11 protein-coding genes are annotated in these 19,068 nt (G+C 55.7%); 7 read left to right on the top strand and 4 right to left on the bottom strand.

The genetic code is table 11. From position 1 onward, the window contains the following. The first annotated feature begins 445 nt into the window (after positions 1-445). The 6 genes from AAEQ75_RS15190 to AAEQ75_RS15165 all read left to right on the top strand — a co-directional run bounded on the left by AAEQ75_RS15190 (position 446) and on the right by AAEQ75_RS15165 (position 9,737). Positions 446-1,696 (top strand): ribonucleotide-diphosphate reductase subunit beta, encoded by a 1,251-nt coding sequence (locus tag AAEQ75_RS15190; protein ID WP_037000242.1) that lies wholly within the window; start codon positions 446-448, stop codon positions 1,694-1,696. A 270-nt stretch (positions 1,697-1,966) separates the two neighbouring features. Next, positions 1,967-3,580: a type I restriction-modification system subunit M gene (locus AAEQ75_RS15185; RefSeq protein ID WP_343349552.1), complete on the top strand. Its 1,614-nt coding sequence runs from the start codon at positions 1,967-1,969 to the stop codon at positions 3,578-3,580. Continuing rightward, a complete protein-coding gene (locus tag AAEQ75_RS15180) occupies positions 3,577-4,830 on the top strand; it encodes a restriction endonuclease subunit S (protein ID WP_343349551.1) in 1,254 nt (417 codons plus the stop codon). Before AAEQ75_RS15185 ends, AAEQ75_RS15180 begins: the two co-directional genes overlap by 4 nt. A gap of 10 nt (positions 4,831-4,840) precedes the next feature. Continuing rightward, positions 4,841-5,725: an OST-HTH/LOTUS domain-containing protein gene (locus AAEQ75_RS15175; protein ID WP_343349549.1), complete on the top strand. Its 885-nt coding sequence runs from the start codon at positions 4,841-4,843 to the stop codon at positions 5,723-5,725. Positions 5,726-5,728: 3 nt separating this feature from the next. Further along, complete coding sequence (locus tag AAEQ75_RS15170; protein WP_343349547.1) at positions 5,729-9,013, top strand: type I restriction endonuclease subunit R; 3,285 nt, start codon at positions 5,729-5,731, stop codon at positions 9,011-9,013. A gap of 13 nt (positions 9,014-9,026) precedes the next feature. After that, positions 9,027-9,737, top strand: a complete 711-nt coding sequence (locus AAEQ75_RS15165) for a SprT family zinc-dependent metalloprotease (RefSeq protein ID WP_343349545.1) — start codon at positions 9,027-9,029, stop codon at positions 9,735-9,737. 85 nt (positions 9,738-9,822) lie between these two features. On the opposite strand, the gene AAEQ75_RS15160 is transcribed toward AAEQ75_RS15165, so the two are convergent. Next, positions 9,823-13,764: an RNA-directed DNA polymerase gene (locus AAEQ75_RS15160; protein ID WP_343349543.1), complete on the bottom strand. Its 3,942-nt coding sequence runs from the start codon at positions 13,762-13,764 to the stop codon at positions 9,823-9,825. Positions 13,765-14,096: 332 nt separating this feature from the next. On the opposite strand from AAEQ75_RS15160, the gene AAEQ75_RS15155 reads away from it, so the two are divergent. Continuing rightward, complete coding sequence (locus AAEQ75_RS15155) at positions 14,097-16,040, top strand: ATP-binding protein (protein WP_343349542.1); 1,944 nt, start codon at positions 14,097-14,099, stop codon at positions 16,038-16,040. A 10-nt stretch (positions 16,041-16,050) separates the two neighbouring features. Here AAEQ75_RS15155 and AAEQ75_RS15150 read toward each other — a convergent pair whose 3' ends face one another. The 3 genes from AAEQ75_RS15150 to AAEQ75_RS15140 all read right to left on the bottom strand — a co-directional run bounded on the left by AAEQ75_RS15150 (position 16,051) and on the right by AAEQ75_RS15140 (position 18,922). Next, complete coding sequence (locus AAEQ75_RS15150; protein ID WP_343349539.1) at positions 16,051-16,287, bottom strand: hypothetical protein; 237 nt, start codon at positions 16,285-16,287, stop codon at positions 16,051-16,053. A 278-nt stretch (positions 16,288-16,565) separates the two neighbouring features. After that, positions 16,566-17,762 carry a hypothetical protein gene (locus AAEQ75_RS15145; RefSeq protein WP_343349536.1) on the bottom strand — a complete coding sequence of 399 codons (1,197 nt, stop codon included), beginning with the start codon at positions 17,760-17,762 and terminating at the stop codon, positions 16,566-16,568. A 134-nt stretch (positions 17,763-17,896) separates the two neighbouring features. After that, positions 17,897-18,922, bottom strand: a complete 1,026-nt coding sequence (locus tag AAEQ75_RS15140) for a hypothetical protein (RefSeq protein WP_343349534.1) — start codon at positions 18,920-18,922, stop codon at positions 17,897-17,899. Between the last annotated feature and the right edge of the window lie 146 nt (positions 18,923-19,068).

Below are 19,068 nucleotides of genomic sequence, written 5' to 3'. Positions count from 1 at the left end.
ATCTGAGCGGCGCCCGCGTCGTTGCCCGTTAGGCCGGCCCCCATCACGTACATGCGTACGCTCAGGGGCTCCGACCTACCAGGCGCCTAGCGCTCACTCGCTCAGCTACACGCTCGAAGGTCTGTGAAGCTCTAAAGCAAATCAGCGGTAAATCCCCTCTCCCGCTTGCGGGAGAGGGTTAGGGAGAGGGCAAAACGGTTCGGCTTGTACTTGTGGGAGGGGCTTTAGCCGCGACCCAAAGCCCAGGCAAAACCGTCACTCCTCCCCACAAATTCCCGCCCCTCCTCCCCCGGGTCGAGGGGCAACGGTCAGCCAGCAATCCACCGCCTGCTGACCAGTGGTACCCGTTTACCCTTGCGCGCATCACGCAACGGAACATAATTCAAATTATCTGTATATCCATACAGGCCGGTTTATTCGCCGGCCCTCACGCAGGAGCCAAGCCATGCTGAGCTGGGATGAATTCGACAAGGAAGACGGCGCAGAAGCAGCCGCCGCAAGCAACGCCAACGCACAGAGCGCCGGCACCAATTTCGACAAGCTCGACAGCGAAGCTGCCGGCTCGGTCGAGCAGGCCCGCGCCGTTGACGCCAACGACTCCGACGCCGTCGCCCGCGCCAAGAAAGCCCTGAACGACCTCGACATCCAGGAAGGCCTGGACGACCTCGAAGGCGCCTCCGCGCGCGTACAGGTCGGCGACAAGCAGATGATCAACGCCCGCGCCGACCTCAACCAGCTCGTACCCTTCAAGTACGACTGGGCCTGGCAGAAGTATCTGGATGGTTGCGCCAACCACTGGATGCCGCAGGAAGTGAACATGAACGCCGACATCGCGCTGTGGAAATCCACAGACGGTCTCAGCGAAGACGAGCGCCGCATCGTCATGCGCAACCTCGGCTTCTTCTCCACCGCCGACAGCCTGGTTGCCAACAACCTGGTCCTGGCCGTGTACCGCCTGATCACCAACCCCGAGTGCCGCCAGTACATCCTGCGCCAGGCCTTCGAGGAAGCAATCCACACCCACGCCTACCAGTACTGCATCGAATCGCTGGGCATGGATGAAGGCGAGATCTTCAACATGTACCACGAGATCCCGAGCGTCGCGAAGAAGGCCTCCTGGGGCCTCAAGTACACCCGCTCGATCTCCGATCCCAAGTTCGAAACCGGCACCCCGGAAACCGACCGCCAGTTCCTGCGTAACCTGATCGCCTACTACTGCGTACTGGAAGGCATCTTCTTCTACTGCGGCTTCACCCAAATCCTCTCCATGGGCCGCCGCAACAAGATGACCGGCACCGCCGAGCAGTTCCAGTACATCCTGCGTGACGAGTCCATGCACCTGAACTTCGGCATCGACGTGATCAACCAGATCAAGATCGAAAACCCGCACCTGTGGGACGCCCAGATGAAGGACGAAGCGACCCAGATGATCCTGCAGGGCACCCAGCTGGAGATCGAATACGCGCGTGACACCATGCCGCGCGGCGTACTGGGCATGAACGCCGCGATGATGGAGGACTACCTCAAATTCATCGCCAACCGCCGTCTGACCCAGATCGGCCTGAAGGAAGAGTACCCAGGTACTACCAACCCCTTCCCATGGATGAGCGAGATCATGGACCTGAAGAAGGAGAAGAACTTCTTCGAGACCCGAGTGATTGAGTATCAGACTGGTGGGGCGTTGAGCTGGGATTGATGGCTCGCTGACGCTCAAAATCGCTAGACCGCGAAAGTTTCTCGCTAAACGTGAAACGGACGCACCAAAAAAGGGCTGCCACTGGGCAGCCTTTTTTTATTCTCTAAACGGCAATGCTCATTTGACAGGAGCAGTGGAGCGAGATGATTTTTCGGACTCCAAATGGCGTCGACTTGTACAATCGAGCCCACTTTTTCTGATGTGCCCAGGCGTCATGGCAGCAATCGCCAGGTGCTGGGCCTCGTGCTTTGTATAGGGATTGATTTACCCATGGCTGACAAGCTGTCACTCGAAACGTTGGAGTCCTGGCTCTGGGAGTCCGCCAACATTCTGCGCGGTTCCATCGACTCCTCCGACTTCAAGAACTACATCTTCGGCCTGCTCTTCCTCAAGCGTTACAACGATGTGTTCGACGAACGTGTCACCAAGCTGATGAAGGACGAAAGCCTGAGCTACAGCGATGCTCAGGAAGAGATCGAGGACAAATGGGGTAAGTTCCCCATCAGCGCCCGTTGGTTCGATCTGATCTCGCGCACCGAGAATATCGGCGAGGCCCTTGATAAGGCTTTCGCGACCATCGAGGCCAACAACCCTGAACTGCAACATGTACTGACCGCTACGCAGTACGGCGATAAGCGGGTGCTGGCGGATGCCACCTTGCAGCGTCTGCTGCGCCACTTTAACCAGTACAAGCTGGGCAATGACGATCTGTACAAGGCCGACATGCTGGGCGATGCCTATGAGTATCTGATCAAGCAGTTTGCCGATGATGCCGGTAAGAAAGGCGGTGAGTTCTATACGCCCAAGGCCGTGGTGCAGTTGGTGGTTGAGCTGATCGACCCGCAACCCGGTCACAGCGTGTATGACCCTACCTGCGGCAGTGGTGGCATGCTGGTGGAAAGCGCCCACCATGTATCCGGTTTGCCCAATGGCACCCTGATGGGTAAACCCAATGTGCTGCTGTACGGGCAGGAGAAGAACCTGGGCACCTGGGCCATAGCCAAGCTCAATCTTTACCTGCACAACATGCATGCAGCCATTGAGCGCGGCGACACCTTGGTCGAGCCAAAGCACCTTGACGGAGATTACCTGAAGACCTTCGACCGGGTGATTGCCAATCCGCCGTTCTCGGCAAAATCCTGGTGGGCACCGTTGGAGCTGAGTAACGAGAACGAGCAAGACAGTGGCAAGAAGCCCAAGGCACCCAACTACAAGCAGGTCAGTGATCCTTATGGTCGCTTGGTCTATGGTGTCCCGCCACGGAGCTATGCCGATCTCGCCTTTGCTCAGCATATGTTGGCCAGCCTCAAGGCTGATGGTCGTATGGGCATTATCTTGCCGCACGGTGTGCTGTTTCGCAGTGGTGAGGAAGGCAAGATTCGCGAGGGACTGCTGTTCGGTACGAATGCGGCCAGCGGCGATCAGCCGGGTGATCTGATTGAAGCCATAGTTGGCCTACCCTCGGCTCTGTTCTACAACACCGGCATTCCGGCTTGCGTGCTCATCCTCAACAAGCAGAAACCCACCACCCTCAAAGGCAAGGTCATCATCATCGATGCCAGCCGGGACTACCTTGAGGGTAAGGCACAGAACAGTCTTCGTACTGAAGACATCACACGAATCTTAAGCGCCCACAAAGCGGCATTTGCGAAGCAAGCAGAAGTCGAGAACTATTGCAGGGTCGTGACGCTGGACGAGATCCGCAGCAACGACGGCAATCTTAATATTTCCCGCTATATCGACAACGGTGAGGCCGAAGCAGCAGTCGATTTGGCGGCAACCTTGGCTCAATTAGCCTCATTGGCCGAGGAGGAGGCTCGGATTGATACACAGCTGAATGGCTATCTGGTGGAGTTAGGAATGTTGGAGGCTGAGTCGACATGAATCAGGCCTGGCCTTTAAAACGCGCACCAGAATCAGAGACTCCCGCTCCGTCTGGCTGGAAAACTGGCGAGTTGCTGAGCTTTCTAGAACTTCAACGGGGTGTAGACCTGCCGGTGCAAGATCGCACTCAGGGCGACATACCTATATTTGGATCTAATGGCTTGCTCGGATTTCACAACATCAACGTGACGGAAGGCCCCGGTGTCATCACTGGTCGCTCAGGAACAATCGGGAAGCTCTTCTACACTGAAGATAAGTATTGGCCGCTCAACACTACGTTGTATGTTAAAAACTTCAAAGGGAATCTCCCGAAGTTCGCGTTTTACAAATTAAGTGAAATTGGCCTTGAAAAATTCAAGACAGGGACAGGCGTCCCAACACTCAATAGAAATGTTGCACACAAAGAAATAGTTGTATTTCCCCCGCTTCCTGAACAACAAAAAATCGCCGCGATCCTCACCGCTGTTGACGATAAGCTGAATGTAATTGCCCGCCAGATTGAAGCGACTCAAGCCCTCAAGCAGGGTCTAATGCAAACCCTGTTCAGCCGGGGTGTGGGCACGCAAGATGCCAATGGTGGCTGGACACCGCATACCGAGTTTAAGGGCAGTAAGCTGGGGGAGATTCCCTCGGCTTGGGTGGTTACTACGGTCGGAGAGGTTTGTGAGGTAAAAGGCGGCAAGCGACTGCCCAAGGGCGAGACACTGACCGAAGAAAACACCGGTCACCCGTATATTCGCGTGACCGATATGTTTATGGGGGGGGTCGATACCGCAGGCATCCTTTACGTTCCCTCTCACGTGCGGCCCACCATTGCCCGATACACGATTTCCAAAGACGACATCTTTATTTCGGTGGCTGGAACGTTGGGCCTTGTGGGCATTGTTCCAGAAGAACTCGATGGGGCGAACTTGACAGAGAACGCCGACAAGCTCACAGACATCAAAATCAATCGTGATTACTTGTTCTATTGCCTTTGCTCCGACGCTATTCAGGATTTGATAGCACGGGAGGCGACCTCAAATGCCCAGCCAAAACTGGCCCTAACACGCATTCGTGAGTTTTCCTTTCCATTGCCGTCAGATGAGGAGCAAGCACGTATTGCAACCATCTTGGCGTCAGTTGATGGAAAGCTTAGGTTGCTATCGACCAAGCGAGAAAATTATTCCTCACTCAAACGCGGACTGATGCAAAAGCTGCTAACCGGCGAGTGGCGGGTCAAGCTCGATAGCCCCACCGGCATAGCCTGAGTTTTTATTCATGGACGAAATCACTCCCCTCTCCTCAGATCCGGTACCTGACCTTCAGCGAATCGTGCAGCGCAAGCTCGGACGCTGCATGTTGCAGTTGCAGCAGTACGAGCGGCTGCTCAAAGCGATGGTTGCCCATAGTGAGTTGAGTGGCCCTCCGGAACGGCTTCAGGCGATTCGCGAAGAGAAAGTTGCCTGTGCCCATAAGAAGACACTGGGCACCTTGGTAGGGATGCTGACCGAGAGCTATCTGAAGCTGCCTGATTTAGCTGATGAGCCAGAGCAGGCTGAGCCTATTGATCAGATATGGGTCAGCTTCCGATGCCAGATGGAGTTACCCGAGGAGCGCTACGCCGAGACCAAGGCTGCACTCAAGGAGCTGGTCGACCTGCGAAACGAGTTGGTGCACCACTTTCTTCAGCGCTTCGACCTTTGGAGTGTCGATGGCTGTATAGCCGCCGAGTCTTATCTCGATGAAAGTAACGAAACCATCGACGGCCATTACCTGACGCTGCGCGACTGGGCCATATCCATGGATGAGGCTCGGAAGCTAATGGTTTCGTTTATGCAAACCAAAGAGTACGAGGATGCTGTTGTGCACGGCATCTGGGTCGATGGCACCATCCACTGGGCTGGCAGCGGTATAACTGCCTGCTTACGTGAAGCGGAAACTAAGCTGGCTCAGGCTGGGTGGACACCACTTTTCGAAGCCATTCATTGGATTGCCAAGACCTACCCCGAGCAGACACCCAAGCGCTATGGCTGCGGCAGTTGGCGTCATGTCATCCATGCGTCGCAGCAGTTTGAAATTCGTAAACAAAGCCAAGCCGAAAATGGCCCCACGGTGGTTTGGTATCGCAGTCGCCCGAGGGAAACCTCCAAGGAACAGGAGTAAGCAATGAGCCAGTCACCGGAGAATGTCGGGGTCGAGCTGCCCGCTATCAATTGGCTGATCAAGCTGGGCTACACCCATCTGCCCGGTAGCCAAGTGGAGGTTGAACATCGTCACCTGGCTCCGGTACTGGACGATGTGTTGCAAGCTCGGCTGCTGATCCTGAATCCATGGCTCGCGACTGCACCTGGCGGTATCAGTGCAGCGCTGATTGAGCTACGTAAACGCGTGAATGATGAGCTGTTGCCGGCCAACAAGACGTTCTGGGAACAGGTGGTGCATCGTTCGGATATCCAGGTGAAGGACGTCGAGGGTAAGCCGCGCAGCGTGCGCTTCTTCGACGCCAGCGATGCCAGCAACAACGACTTCCATGTGGTCGATCAGTACGTGGGGCGCAATGCGGATGGGGATGTTTTCCGTCCTGATCTGCTGTTGTTTGTGAATGGCTTGCCGCTAGCCATCATCGAATGCAAAGCCAGTCATCACCGCGTGGATGAAGCCCTGGGCCAGTTGGATGGCTACCAAAGCACCTTCCCAACCCAGTTTGTGTTCAACCAGGTCTGTGTTGGGTTGAATCGGCGTGAAGGTTTGTATGGCGCGATCCTCACCAAACCTGCCTATTACGCCCGCTATCGGATGCAGGCGCTGGAGACTGCCGCTGTTGCTGCCCTGTTAGGCGATGCTCCCAGTGAGCAGGAAAATGTGCTGTGGGCATTGTTTGAGCCGAGCCGCTTCCTGCAACTGATCACCCATTTTGTGCTGTTCGAAACCCGCGACGGCAAGACCGTGAAGAAACTTCCGCGCTACCAGCAATGGCGTGCCGTGCGCAAAACGGTGGATCGCCTGTGCGCCCCGAAACCTTCAGGCGGCGTCGTTTGGCACACCCAGGGTAGCGGCAAGTCCCTGACCATGGCTCTGCTCGCGCGCATGCTGCGGGCAGATAGCACAGGGTTAAACAACCCAACCGTGTTGGTGCTGACCGACCGTAAAGACCTCGATAAGCAGATCTTCGACACCTTCCATGCGGTGGGCATCAATGCCATTCAGGCCGTGTCGGTTGATGGCCTGCTGAAGATGCTGTCTAACGACTACGGCAGCGTGTTCACCAGCACCGTGCAGAAGTTCCAGGAAAACGACCAGCCTACTGAGCAGGCTGCCGAGACGCCTGACGAAGAAGATGATGCCCTGCAAGCGACCCGCCACCGGCGGATTCGTGAGGAGAAGGACTTCTTCATCGTGCATGAGCGAAATGTCCGCCACCTGGAGGTGGATGAGAGCGGTGTTCCGGTTAAGCCCAAGTGGGAAGAAATCAGCCGGGAAAAGGTGCACTTCCGAGTGCTGAGCACCAAGCCAAATTTCTATGTGCTGGTCGATGAAGCTCACCGTAGCCAGTACGACTTCCTCGCAGCCTTTATGCGCGCCAGCTTGCCCAACGCAAGGTTTATTGCCTTTACCGGTACACCTTTGCTGCAAGAGGACAAACACACGCTGGGCGAGTTTGGCGGTGGCGAGTACATCGACGAATATCGCCTGCATGAAGCGGTAGCGGATGGCGCAACCCTGCCGATCAAATACCAGGACGCCTGGGTAGCGCTGTCGGCCAATGCTGATCTGGATGCCGCGTTCAAAGAGCAGTTTTCTGACCAGAGTGAAGTGCGTCAACACGAGCTGAAGCGTGAGCTGCTGCGCCGCTGGCGTCAGGCCAGTGACCGCATGGAGCAGGTCGCCGAGCATCTGGTCGAGCATTTTCTCGGTAGCGTAAAGGCCAAAGGTTTGAAGGCCATGCTGGTGTGCGATGGCCGCGATATGGCGGTACGTTACAAGGATCTGCTCGATGCGATCATGGTCGAACGGGCGAACAAAGGGCTGCCCACTTTTGACAGCAAGGTGATTATTTCTCTGGCCAGCATCACCTCTTCCCGTACGGGCGCTTCTACCATGGAGGAGGCGGCAGCGTACGCGATTGAGGCCGATAAAATTCGCAGCATCGAGGAGCGGGTCAAGGCCGAGGTGAAAGCCGGAAAGCCCCCCGTGGCCATGCCATCCGAGCAGATTGGTAACTTTGTCAGCAAGCTATTTCCCCTGCCCTACGGTGAAGAGACTAAGGGGCTGGATGGTAAGCCGCAGGCGAACAACGTCGGACTGATCATCGTTTCAGACATGCTGCTGACGGGGTGGGATGCCCCGATTGTTGGCATCATGTACCTCGACAAGCCGCTTAAGGAACACACCCTGTTGCAGGCTATTGCACGGGTGAACCGCACCTTGCCCGGCAAAAATGCCGGTTACATCGTGGATTACCATGGGGTGGTCGATCACCTTGACCATGCGCTGAAGATTTATGGTGGAAACGTGAAACCTTCGCAGGTCTGGGAAGGTGTCGAAACCGAACTGCCCAAACTGCAAGCCACACTCGACCGCATCCTCAAGTTGCTGCCGAAAAAGCATGACCCTGTAGCACAGCGCGAGACCTACAAAGACGACGCCGAGCGCTTCCTTGATCCTGCCACCCGGTTGGACATGGTCGAAGAATTCCTCGACCTGGTGAAACAATTCAACCGCTCAGTGGACATCATCCTGCCGGATGTACGCGGCGTACCGTTCAAGCCCTATTTCACCCTGCTAGGTGAGATTCGCCTGATGCTGCGCGACAAACTGCCGGGCAGTACCCACAAGGAGCGCATCACCAAACTGGAGTCCGCGCTGCTGCAACAGCTGCTGGATGAGTACATCGCGGCCAGCCCGGCGAAGAGCCTGCTGGGTCATGAGGTGTCTATTCTGGATGCCAGTGATATGGAGCGGTTGAAGAAACTGGCGAGCCCCGGTAGTCGCGCCCTGGTAATGAAAAACCAGCTGAAGCAGACCATCGTCACTGGTAAGGACAAGGATCCAGCATTCTTCGACAAGATCGCCGAGGAGCTGGAAAAGCTGCTGGAAGAGGAAAAGGCGGGGCGCATTACCCAGGCCAAATTCCTGGAGCAACTGGAGCTGTTCAGCCAGCGGATTCAAAACAAGGACAACACCGGTTTTAATAAGCCTGCGCACTCAGCGGTTTACCACTACCTTGCCGCGTTACTGGCAGAGGATACGGCAAGAGTGGCAACGACCAAGCTGTTTGAAGATGAAATGCTGAACCGTGCGCTGGCGACTGAAAACTGGAAGAAAATGCCGGATACGCACCCTGATTTCAGAGACCACCTGCGCGGGGTATTGATGCCTCTGGCGGGCTGGGAGCGTTCAGTGGCGCGTGATCACGCCAAGCGAATCTTCGATATTTTGCTGAAAAACTAACGCGGCGTTACCCATGCCAGTCTTGAATTACGGCCAAACGGCTATCGAGTGGTACTTCCAGCTCGATAGTAAACTCAAGCGCCACTACGTGACCGTGGAACGGGGTCGTCCCGTGCTTTTGCGTGGGCCGCTAGTGGATGAGCCTGAGCAAGAAGCTTTGGTGCTGCGCCGTGCACGCTGGATTCGTGAAAAGCTGGCACAGATGAATCAGCCCCTGGCCAGCGAACCCATCGTGACGGGCAGTCGCCTACGCTATGCCGGGCGTACGTACTTCACCGAGGTACGGCATACACCGGACATCCTGAAACCCCGACTCACCTTCACAGCATCACGCTTCATCGTGGATAGCCCAGATGCGGCGAGCATCCTGCCGGACGTGCTGATGCCATTGCTTGAGCGGTTCTACCGGGATCGTGCTCATGAGAAGTTGTTGGTACGAGTCCGTCACTGGCAGCGAGAAACCGGGCTTCAGGCAAATGGTGCTCGAATCCGCCACTTCCAAAGCCGCTGGGCCAGCTGCGATGCGAACAACACCCTGGAATTTCATCCTCGGGTTATGGAACTACCTACCAGCGTGCAGGACTATGTCATCGTCCATGAGCTATGTCACACGGTGGAAAAGAACCACACCAAAGCATTCTGGGCACTGGTGGCCAGCCATATGCCTGATTGGCAGCGGCAACATCAGGTGTTGGAGCGGGCGGTGTTTGGGGATGCGGTTTGATCATTCGCCCAGTTTTTTGTAGACACTGGCCCCATGCGCATTGGACTACCTCCGCTCCGGTAGACATCCCCGGGCTATGCCCCAGTCAAAAAGGCCTTCCCTTGTAGCCTGCCGGCGCAGTCTTTAACTGTTTTGGTGACCTCACCGGTTTAGTCGACTTGAAGGGAGCGGGATCAAGCTCGAATACGCTCACTGCGACCTGGTTATTACCGTGGGTATGCGCAACCAGACGATCATGTTTCGGAAGTGGTACTTGAGCAGTGGAGCCCCCAAACTCTCCGGAATTGGCAAGCACCACAGGCTGGTACATATGGAAATGCAACGCCGCAACCATGTTGTCAAAGGTCTGCACATCTTGATTCAGGGCCGCAACCAGGAACACGTCTGAGCGATCCCTGAGGTCCGCAACTAAATCAAGATCAGTAGCGTCATAGCAGATTGCCGCGGCGAGACGTGTCGGTGACGTCGTACCGACCGGCAACTCCACTAGGGTCACGTGCGGTCGATACCCCTTGACTCCCATTTGCTGTTCAAGCTTCATTGGATGGAGCTTCCCTTGCCACACATACTGGATACTGCGGCCATGATCCGGTGCATCCGTACGTATCAACCACAAGCCCTGATTGATCGGACCTCCGCACTTATCAGAGTGCATGAAGGTTAGCCCCGCAAAGATATTTGCCTTGAGCTTGTCAGAGAGACGTCGCAGAAAGAACACATGCTCAGGATGCACTGCCAGCTCGGGGAAAAGGATTACATCTATGGTGGGAGCCTCGCTTTCTCCCTCTTGCAGCGGCCTTGCTGATGCCCATGCACGCAACTTAGCGTGAGCCAGACGGCAAACCTCAGCGAGGTGGCGTCGATGCTGAGACAGCATTGCCGGAGTCCAATGCGTAGGATCCTTGGTATCGAAGTCATCCATCTTCGGGCGAAGGGTTTGGACAATTGCTACGCGCAAGGGACGATCAACAAGCAGGCCATTGTCACTAGTGGGAAGCACATAGATTGGCGTCTTACTCCTTTCCCCATACAAAGCGCGCTGTACCGCAATACGTTTCTCCAAGAGCGCCAACAACTCACCCGGCGTACGCACCGCAGAGACAGGGGCCGCATCGTTTGCCTTGAACTCAATCCCCGGCCACTGGAGCAAAGTGGAAAGGAAACCCGAAAGCCAGAGGGATACTGGTGCAGGCTCATCCATCAATCCGTTAACGGAATTGAGCATCCCGAAACGTCGCTTATACCAACTGCTCCGAATCCCCCTGTAGCGTCCGACTTCCTCGGTCACAAGGAAACGACGGCTTGTGAAATCAAACTCCCCAGTTAGGGCAGATCGAAGGACTCTTCCCAAGCCGTACAGCCAGGCCCCCTCCTTGCTCACCCATTCAGGCCGCTCATAAAGCGGATTTTCCAGCCCCTCACCTTCAGTCAGACTGACCTCTAGAAACCCTGCGCCCTCAGGTAGCGCATGAATGCTGGGCCAGTCAGCACATTTCAAAATAATATCGACTGGACTGAGACCGGCCGATAGGCGCTCCTCGATACGCGGCACACTCAGGAGGGCCTTGGCGAGCATAAGAAGTCCGTTCTCCTGCCCAAAAACATTGAATGGGTCCTGCATGACCCGCAACAACTGGCGAGATGGCAGAGCACTTCCATCCTTTTGCTTGCTGGAGCTGATGCGGTTAATTTCCACGAGAGATTGTGGAACAAACTCCCTCCACTTAGGAGGGCGGCCACCGCGCTTACCTATCGCTTCAAGGAGTAGATCAGGTCTCTCAAGAGCAACCGTGTTCACGATCTCCTGGACAAGGACCTCATCCTGAGTGGCACGGAGTCCCTCGGACAACCAGACACCAAAGCGACGTGAGTTCGGATGCATCTGCTGGGTAACTAGTGCTGATGGAAGTATTTCCAGCAAGTCCTTGGACGCCGTAGGTTCGAACAGCATTGCCCTTCGAAGCTTGTTGTAGGCGGCCCCTAGCGAGGGTTCTGTAATAGCATTTACAGCCAGGCCACAGTCCCCGATTGAAGCCAAATAAAGAAAAGCCTGCTGCAATAGATACCATGGCGAATCAGCTCGCTCGATAACGACTCTCCTGGCAAAGACACCTAGCTCTTCCCTATAGCCCTGAATATCGATTGCCTCCGGGTAGTCCTCCATATCCCGATAACCGGTCTCGACAACGCCAGCACGCAGCAGATCAGCGGCAACATATTCAGCAGCCCGGATCTCACGTAACTGCTCTGGCTTGAGCCAGCTGAGCGTCACGTCATAAAGCTTTGAGTTCAGTGCTTCCAAGACCGGTGCGAGCAGTCGGGGATGAGGAAATAAGTCAAGACCACATCGCAGCAGCAAGACCAAAGCAGGGTTCTCAGCCCAGCACTTTATGAGCTTGCGAGCTGTCGACTCGAACTCATGCGCAAGCGCCATTCCATTTGTTACACGTTCGCCAAGAGACTCCCCTGTGTCGTCCGGCGCACTGACGTCAGTCATGGCAAGACGCTGCCTCATTAATTCGGCAAGTCGGGTTGCTACGAATCGCTTGACCGTATCGTCTCGAACATCTGTGGCCGGTGCCGCAATTGTTGCCAACCGGAGCCTCGATCTAGGCGGCTCCTGCGATCCCTCGATCTGATCCGATATCCACAGCAGCCCCTCAAGACCACCGGCAGCCTGCGCCAGTGACTCAAGGTCGAAAGTGCCACTAAGCTCCGCTCCGAGAACACTCATCAGCGTCGAGACATTGTTCTGCGCGGACATGGAGCGATATGGAGTGACTGAGCACTTAGCCTCGGAAAGGCTAATTTCCTTGCTAGTACCGAGACGTGCGCAATGCTCCTTGAGTTGCTCCAAGATGAACGTCTTGATCGGTTCCAGCAGGGACGCATAGCTCGGTGCCTCAACGACAACTCTAATGTCATCAACATAGCGGCAATAGTCGAGTATTTTGATGCCATCACTTACCTCATGTGCTTCCTTCGAGGCCTTGTCGACAGCTCTATCGAAGCCAATCAGGTATGCGTTGGCCAGAAATCCCGAGGCAACCAGCCCCTGAGGTAATCCAAGCTCAAGTTCCTTGCTTTCTGTCTCGTTGAATAACCCCGCGTGGACAATGTCACCACCACGCCAGCGCCAATCCATGATCCGGGCAGTCTTATCCCAGAAATCTTGGTCAGCCCCACTCTCAGCCTGGAGGTGGAAGTCTTGCCGGTACTCAGCCTCCAGGCGTTGCAATTCCGCCAACAGCGCCCGGCGATCCACTCGATCATAAAAGGCCTTCAAATCTAGGGAGACGACAAATAGCTCCCGCCCTTTTGGTAAGCGTGGCGAGAACTCTGCACAAACCTGGCGAGGACGAGACAAGAATGCTCGATAGTCTTGAAAATACTTGCGGTAGGTTTGGCTATTGCCCCAGGAAAAATGAGCCCTGGCTTGCGTACCGCCGGTCTCGGACCAGCGACAGTGGAGACGGTTGCCATAGCTGGCCAGACCGCAGTCCCGCGCTTTCATTGCATCTATCTCATCCGGGTTTCCCTGCGCTGTCTCAATGGACTCCGCAAGGCACATCATCACGGCTGTCGCCAATGACTGGTCCCTGATGGAAATGTGAGCCAAAGGTCGCAGTTTTTGCAGCCCTGGCGAGGCTGGCGGCTCCCCAGCATCTTGATCCGCACAGGGTCTCCATTCGTTAAACAGCGAATCTAGATCGTTAAAAGGAGTATCTAGCAGCTCCTCGATCGTCAAACCAGGGTTTGAACGAAACTCCCATTTTCCATTCTTAGGAGCTGGTACCAATTTGAGATCTTCCGGCAGAAAACCGGGGTCACCTATAGCCTGACTCCACTCCTTGAGTTGGCGCTCCAGATTGATAGTGGAACTGTCGAGTTCCAAAACGTCAGCATATGAGTTATGCCGACGAATGAAGCCCTGGGATTTCTTCCAAGCCTGTGCCAGTACGACAATGTCCTGAAGGGTCTTACCCTGGGGGAGCAGGGTTTGATAATTCACATTGATAATGGACATCTTCTCTCTCTTCGTTAACTGGACACAGCTAATCAAGGCCGATCAAAAGCAAGCTTGGGTAGCAACGAGAGAGACACTAGGTGACATTGATCCCTCGCAGAATCGAAGGAAAAGCCATCCCTGGTAACGCTACATGCCGCCAATGCGATGGCCATCATCATCGTTCGGCAGACCATGGACGTAAAGGCAAAGTGCTTCAATAATGTATTTCGGCTGCCCCTGCGTACGCCACAGCTCCCACTATTTGCTGCACTACTCCGGAGGAGTCGCATAGTATCTGCCGGTAAGCAAGGCGTGGAATCGGTTAAATAAGCCTAAGGACGATAAGCAGCATGGAGCAACGATCTCTTCTCTACGATGCCCGCTTTCTCGAAAGCTACGCGGGTGCCATCGTCACCGACCCAGCAACCGCAATCGTCGAGCTGGTCGCCAACTGCTGGGATGCCTACGCCACCCAGGTGGAGATTACCTGGCCGGCAGCTGATTCAGGTCGACAATTTAGGATCAAAGACAACGGCCACGGGATGACCCGTGACGAGTTCCAACACATATGGCGCACCATTGCCTATAACCGACTCTCGGTACAGGGTGCAGTCGCCGCACCTCCTCAAGGTGTTGAAGGCTTGCTTCGTCCGGTATTTGGTAAGAATGGCAAGGGACGGTTCGCCAGTTTCTGCTTTGCCGATGAATATCTGATCACTTCACGCAAGAATGGCCAGGAGTTCGTCTGCCGTGTCCATAGAACGCTGACCGAGCCACTGGTGCTGGAAGAAATATCCTTCACGGCTGAGGGCGTCAAAGGTCACGGCACTGAGATCATTGGTAACGGCAGCATCCCTCCTCTGAGGTTTAGCGAAGAGCAAGCCCGCGAGCTGATCGGCAGTCGCTTTCTGGCGAACCCAGCGTTCACGGTTTCGATCAATGGAAGCCCAATCACCTTCAGGGACATCCCTGAGTTGCTGTCCAGCGAGGAGATTGAAATCCCTGATCTAGGGAAAGTGACCATCCTGCATATCGATACCAAAAAGGCAGATCGAACCACCAAGCAGCATGGCATAGCCTGGTGGGTGCAGAACCGTGCCGTTGGCGACTGCAAATGGAGTCGCAGCGACTACGAGCGCGTGCTCGATGGCCGCACGTCCGAAGCCAAGCGCTTCACCTTCATCGTCCAGGCCGACTTCCTGAACCAGCATGACGCAGTCACCCCTGACTGGAGCGGATTCAAGGACGACAACCAGGCCTGGCGCATCACCCGCGAAGCTGTTCAGGACCGCATCCGGCAGATCATTCACGGCAGTGGTGAAAGTGAGCGCGAAGCCAAGCGTGCAGCGGTTTTTGAGCGTGTCGGCAATACCGTCAACACCCTCTCCCCCATCAGCAAGGACCGCGTCGAAGCCTTCATCGACGAAGTGGTAGAAACCTGCCCCAACTTTGGCGAACAGGAGATTGTTCAGCTCTCCACGATCCTGGCCAAGCTGGAAAAGGCGAAGTCACGCTATGGCCTGCTCGATCTCTTGCATAAATGCGAGCCCAACGATTACGACACCCTGCACACCATCCTCTCCGAATGGACGGTCAGCATGGCCAAGCTCGTGCTCGACGAGATCCAGAATCGCCTGAAACTCATCGGAGAGCTTCGCACCAAGATTCAGGTCGCCGGGATCGACGAAGTGCACGAATTGCAACCGTTGTTCGAGCGCGGCTTATGGATGTTCGGTGCCCAGTTCGAGTCCATCGAATTCACCTCCAACAAGGGCATGACCTCCGTCATCCGCCAACTGTTCGGCGACAGCCAGGGTAAGGGCAGCCGCAACCGCCCGGACTTTGTCGCCCTGCCAGATTGCAGCGTCAGCTTCTATGCCAGATCGTCCTACGACGAGGACTACAACGAGAATGGTGCGGCGCACGTCGTGATCGTGGACCTCAAGACCACTGAGTTGCCGCTCGGCTCCCGCGAAAAGGATCAGGTCTGGAAGTACGTGAAGGAACTGAAAGCGAAGGGACATATTCGTCAGCACACGCGGGTGGATGGCTTCATTCTCGGCAGTATCATCGAACAAGGTGAAGATGATCCGACCTCCCATGGCGAGGAGGTCAAGATCATTCCCATGCTCTACGACACCATCCTCACTAGGGCCGAAAAGCGCCTTCTGAACCTTTACTCTAGAGTCCAGGACGCTCCATTCCTGCTCGAACAGCAAGAGCAACTCGCCAGCTTTCTGAAGCCGGTGCCAGTTCGCCAGGGCGATCTAATGGTTGAGGCGGATCCGCAGTAGTCAGGGAAACTCACATTTCCACTGTCAGACAGCGAATCCCTACACCTTCGCAAAACCGCCCCAGCGCGGTCAGGCTCGCCCACGTCCTGACCGGCTCGCGCCGCGAGCGCACCGGCAGCCAGAACCGACCCAGCCGCGTGCTCAAACTCCAGCCCTCGCCACCCGGCCCACGGGTGGCGCGAAACTCCCGCGCTGCGCCACTCTCGATCAACGCCACCAGCGTGTCCTGCTCAACTGCCTTTTTCATTTTTTCTAGCCCCAACAGTCCTCGACCTGTCGGTTCAGGCTAGTGGTCGCAGCGCCTCTCAACCAGTTGGGTAACTTCCGGTCGACCAGTGACCGGGGTGCTGGTGACCAGCCCCCGGAAGGAGCCACGCCAGACACGGCCTAAGAGAGGGGATCGATTGACCATAAGGGCAAATTACACGCAGTACACCACCATCGACGCACAGCGGGCCACTGAGTGCCCACGCGCTGGTCATTTATCAGACGTAGATTGTGGCCTGACCACGATCTACGGCCAGATCACAACTGGGCGTAAATACCGAAACGGCTCCAGTCACTCTCGCTGACATGACGCCAACCTGACGGACCAAGATGAGCTGTCACAGCGGCAGCGACCGAAGGGGCTGGATGCCCATGACGGTTCCGACCCGCAGCGGCGACGCACGTATGCAATCGAGGTAAATCGACCAGCAACTGTGGGCTAAAGTTGCTGTGAGCACCATGGTGAGGCAGCGCCAAGACGCCCACACGCGCTCGCAACCCATCATAGTGATGCAGCAGCGCTTGCAACCGTGTTTTAGTACCAAGCTCGGCATCACCTGTTGCTAGCCAGCCGATCTCTCTTTGGTCGCAGAATGATTCGATATCCGAGCGATCAAACGGTACCTGACTGAGCCTGTTCACCAAATGCTGGCGAGGCCCGGAATAGAGTGCCATTGATACCTTGTTATGGACGCCCCCAAAGGGTCTGTAGCACCGTTTCAGCAACGCACGACCTGCCTGACTACGCGCCAGGCGCACGACAGCATGGCGGGTCAAGCGGGAACCTAACGCAGACCTCAGTGCATTGATGAAGTCACGCATCTGCTGCCTGGTAGGTGCATGGGCATAGGGTGCCAGCGACCAGTCGATCCTGCGGCCATCGAGATAAATGCTGGCAGTGCTCCCTGCCTCAATTTCTTGGACAGTCGCATTTCTTACGGATCGCTGCTTAATCGCCGACGACCAACCGTACCAGAAACCATCAGCGTCCCGATCTCCCGCCCCTTCTTGCTCAGCGTCACTCAGCGTCTCACCTAGAGGCTTATCGCTCCCTCCAACTCGCACAACGCTTACCTTGCCAATACCCCGCCCGATCATCCACTTCACCGGATCGGCCACAAACTCCAGAAAAGTTCCGGAGAGCGTCCCAGCTTCAATGTCTTGAATGACTGCCACCGCGTAGTCGACTGCATTCAGATATGGAAGCACCACTTCTCCCACCGTCGTTGCTGCGAGCAGACGGTCAACACCGTTGACATGATCGCTGTCCAAGTGGGAGAGAAACATCAGATCAATCGCACCCTGATCCGCGACGGAAAGAATCTCCTCGCTGAGCCGATCCTGCTGGTTGGAGCCGCAGTCATAGATCCACCGGAGGACAGAACTTCCCGCCTGAAGCTGGCCGCTGAACAGCCCGCCTTGTCCGACAGGGTGCTGAATCATGGTGACGTCCATGCGTAGTTCTTCCTTATGTTGAATAGCCTTAAATCTGTTGCGGCCAACTAAATTCAGCGCCACTCGACCAGTTCATCTCAAATCAGCGCCGCCAAGCAGATCCACCTGAACGAAAGGGCATGTAGAGACTGGAATCAGGTGTTGCGTGCAGCCCACACGCCCTGAATCGCATCCCGCATTTCTTCCGAGGCGTTGAACACTGTCTGGCGAAAACGGTTGCTAGCCCCAGTCAATGCATTGATTTCGTAGGCCTTGGGCGCCCGTGACGACCAGCTTTCCGGATCCGGCAACGACCACTCAAACTGGAGCGGGACAAAGAACTGCTCGTCCACATCTCCTTCATAGTCGGTGGCCTGTACACCACCAGTTGCCTTGCCTTTGGCAATTACCCCAACTCCTGTGTGATACAGGAACACGGTCGATCCCTTTCCGATCTTCCGCACCGCGTTCTTACGGTCATAGTAAGCCGCCGCTTTTCCTTTCTTGCCATCGCCGAGCATGTCGCGCCAGGCATCGTCCATGTAGGTACGGTTGGTGTTGACGATGAAGATGCCGGGGTTAGCCTCCATCAACAGATCCAGTTCGGGGTTGTACGTGTCGAACTGAATGAATGGCTTACCTCCCACCCTGTAAAGCTTGTAGGTCAGGCTGTCGATGTGAACGCCTTTTTTCGACCAGTACTGAATGGCCTCCAAGGTGTCACGATCCACACCATTGGTTACCACAACAAATCGTTGGTCTTGATTGAACTCCTGCTCTTTCAGCGGCGCTTCAAGCCCAAAGTACTCTTGGTGCCGAGCACTCAAGGCCCCCTGCAAGCGTTGCTGCCTCTGCACCATCGTCTCCAGCTGAGCGTAGGTGTAACGGCCAAATTTCTGGCCATAGCGCATGACCTGGAGCAGGTTCTCCGCACTCGATTGCCATCGTTTCAGCTCGAAGATGAAAAGAGTACCTTTACGATCCAGTGCCAGAATATCGGCCTCTTCCTGGAACTGCCGCTCCTGAGCCAGCAGCATGAGCTGTTCTTCGGGAATCAACTCAACAAGGTGAGAAGCCAAGAACTCCTCAATATGCTTTTCGCTAATCCCCAGGGCATCCGGGCGTTCGATAGGGACTCGACGACTGTCGACTAAGGCCTGCACAGTCAGCTCATATAGCATTGGGGCTAATCCTTAGCGCCGCGATCTCCGGCGACAATGATAAAGGGATATGCAAGTAAAGCCGCCCACTTGGTCAGCATCTCAGGCGGAACAAATGCCACTATAATGCCATTATATTGACTTGCTTTAGCAAGCAAGCTCGAACC

The sequence above is a fragment of the Pseudomonas sediminis genome (assembly GCF_039555755.1).
In the GTDB taxonomy this organism is placed as follows: Bacteria; Pseudomonadota; Gammaproteobacteria; order Pseudomonadales; family Pseudomonadaceae; genus Aquipseudomonas; species Aquipseudomonas mendocina_D.
The sequence above is the reverse complement of the archived record's forward strand: the minus strand, read 5'-3'. Positions and strand labels throughout refer to the sequence as shown.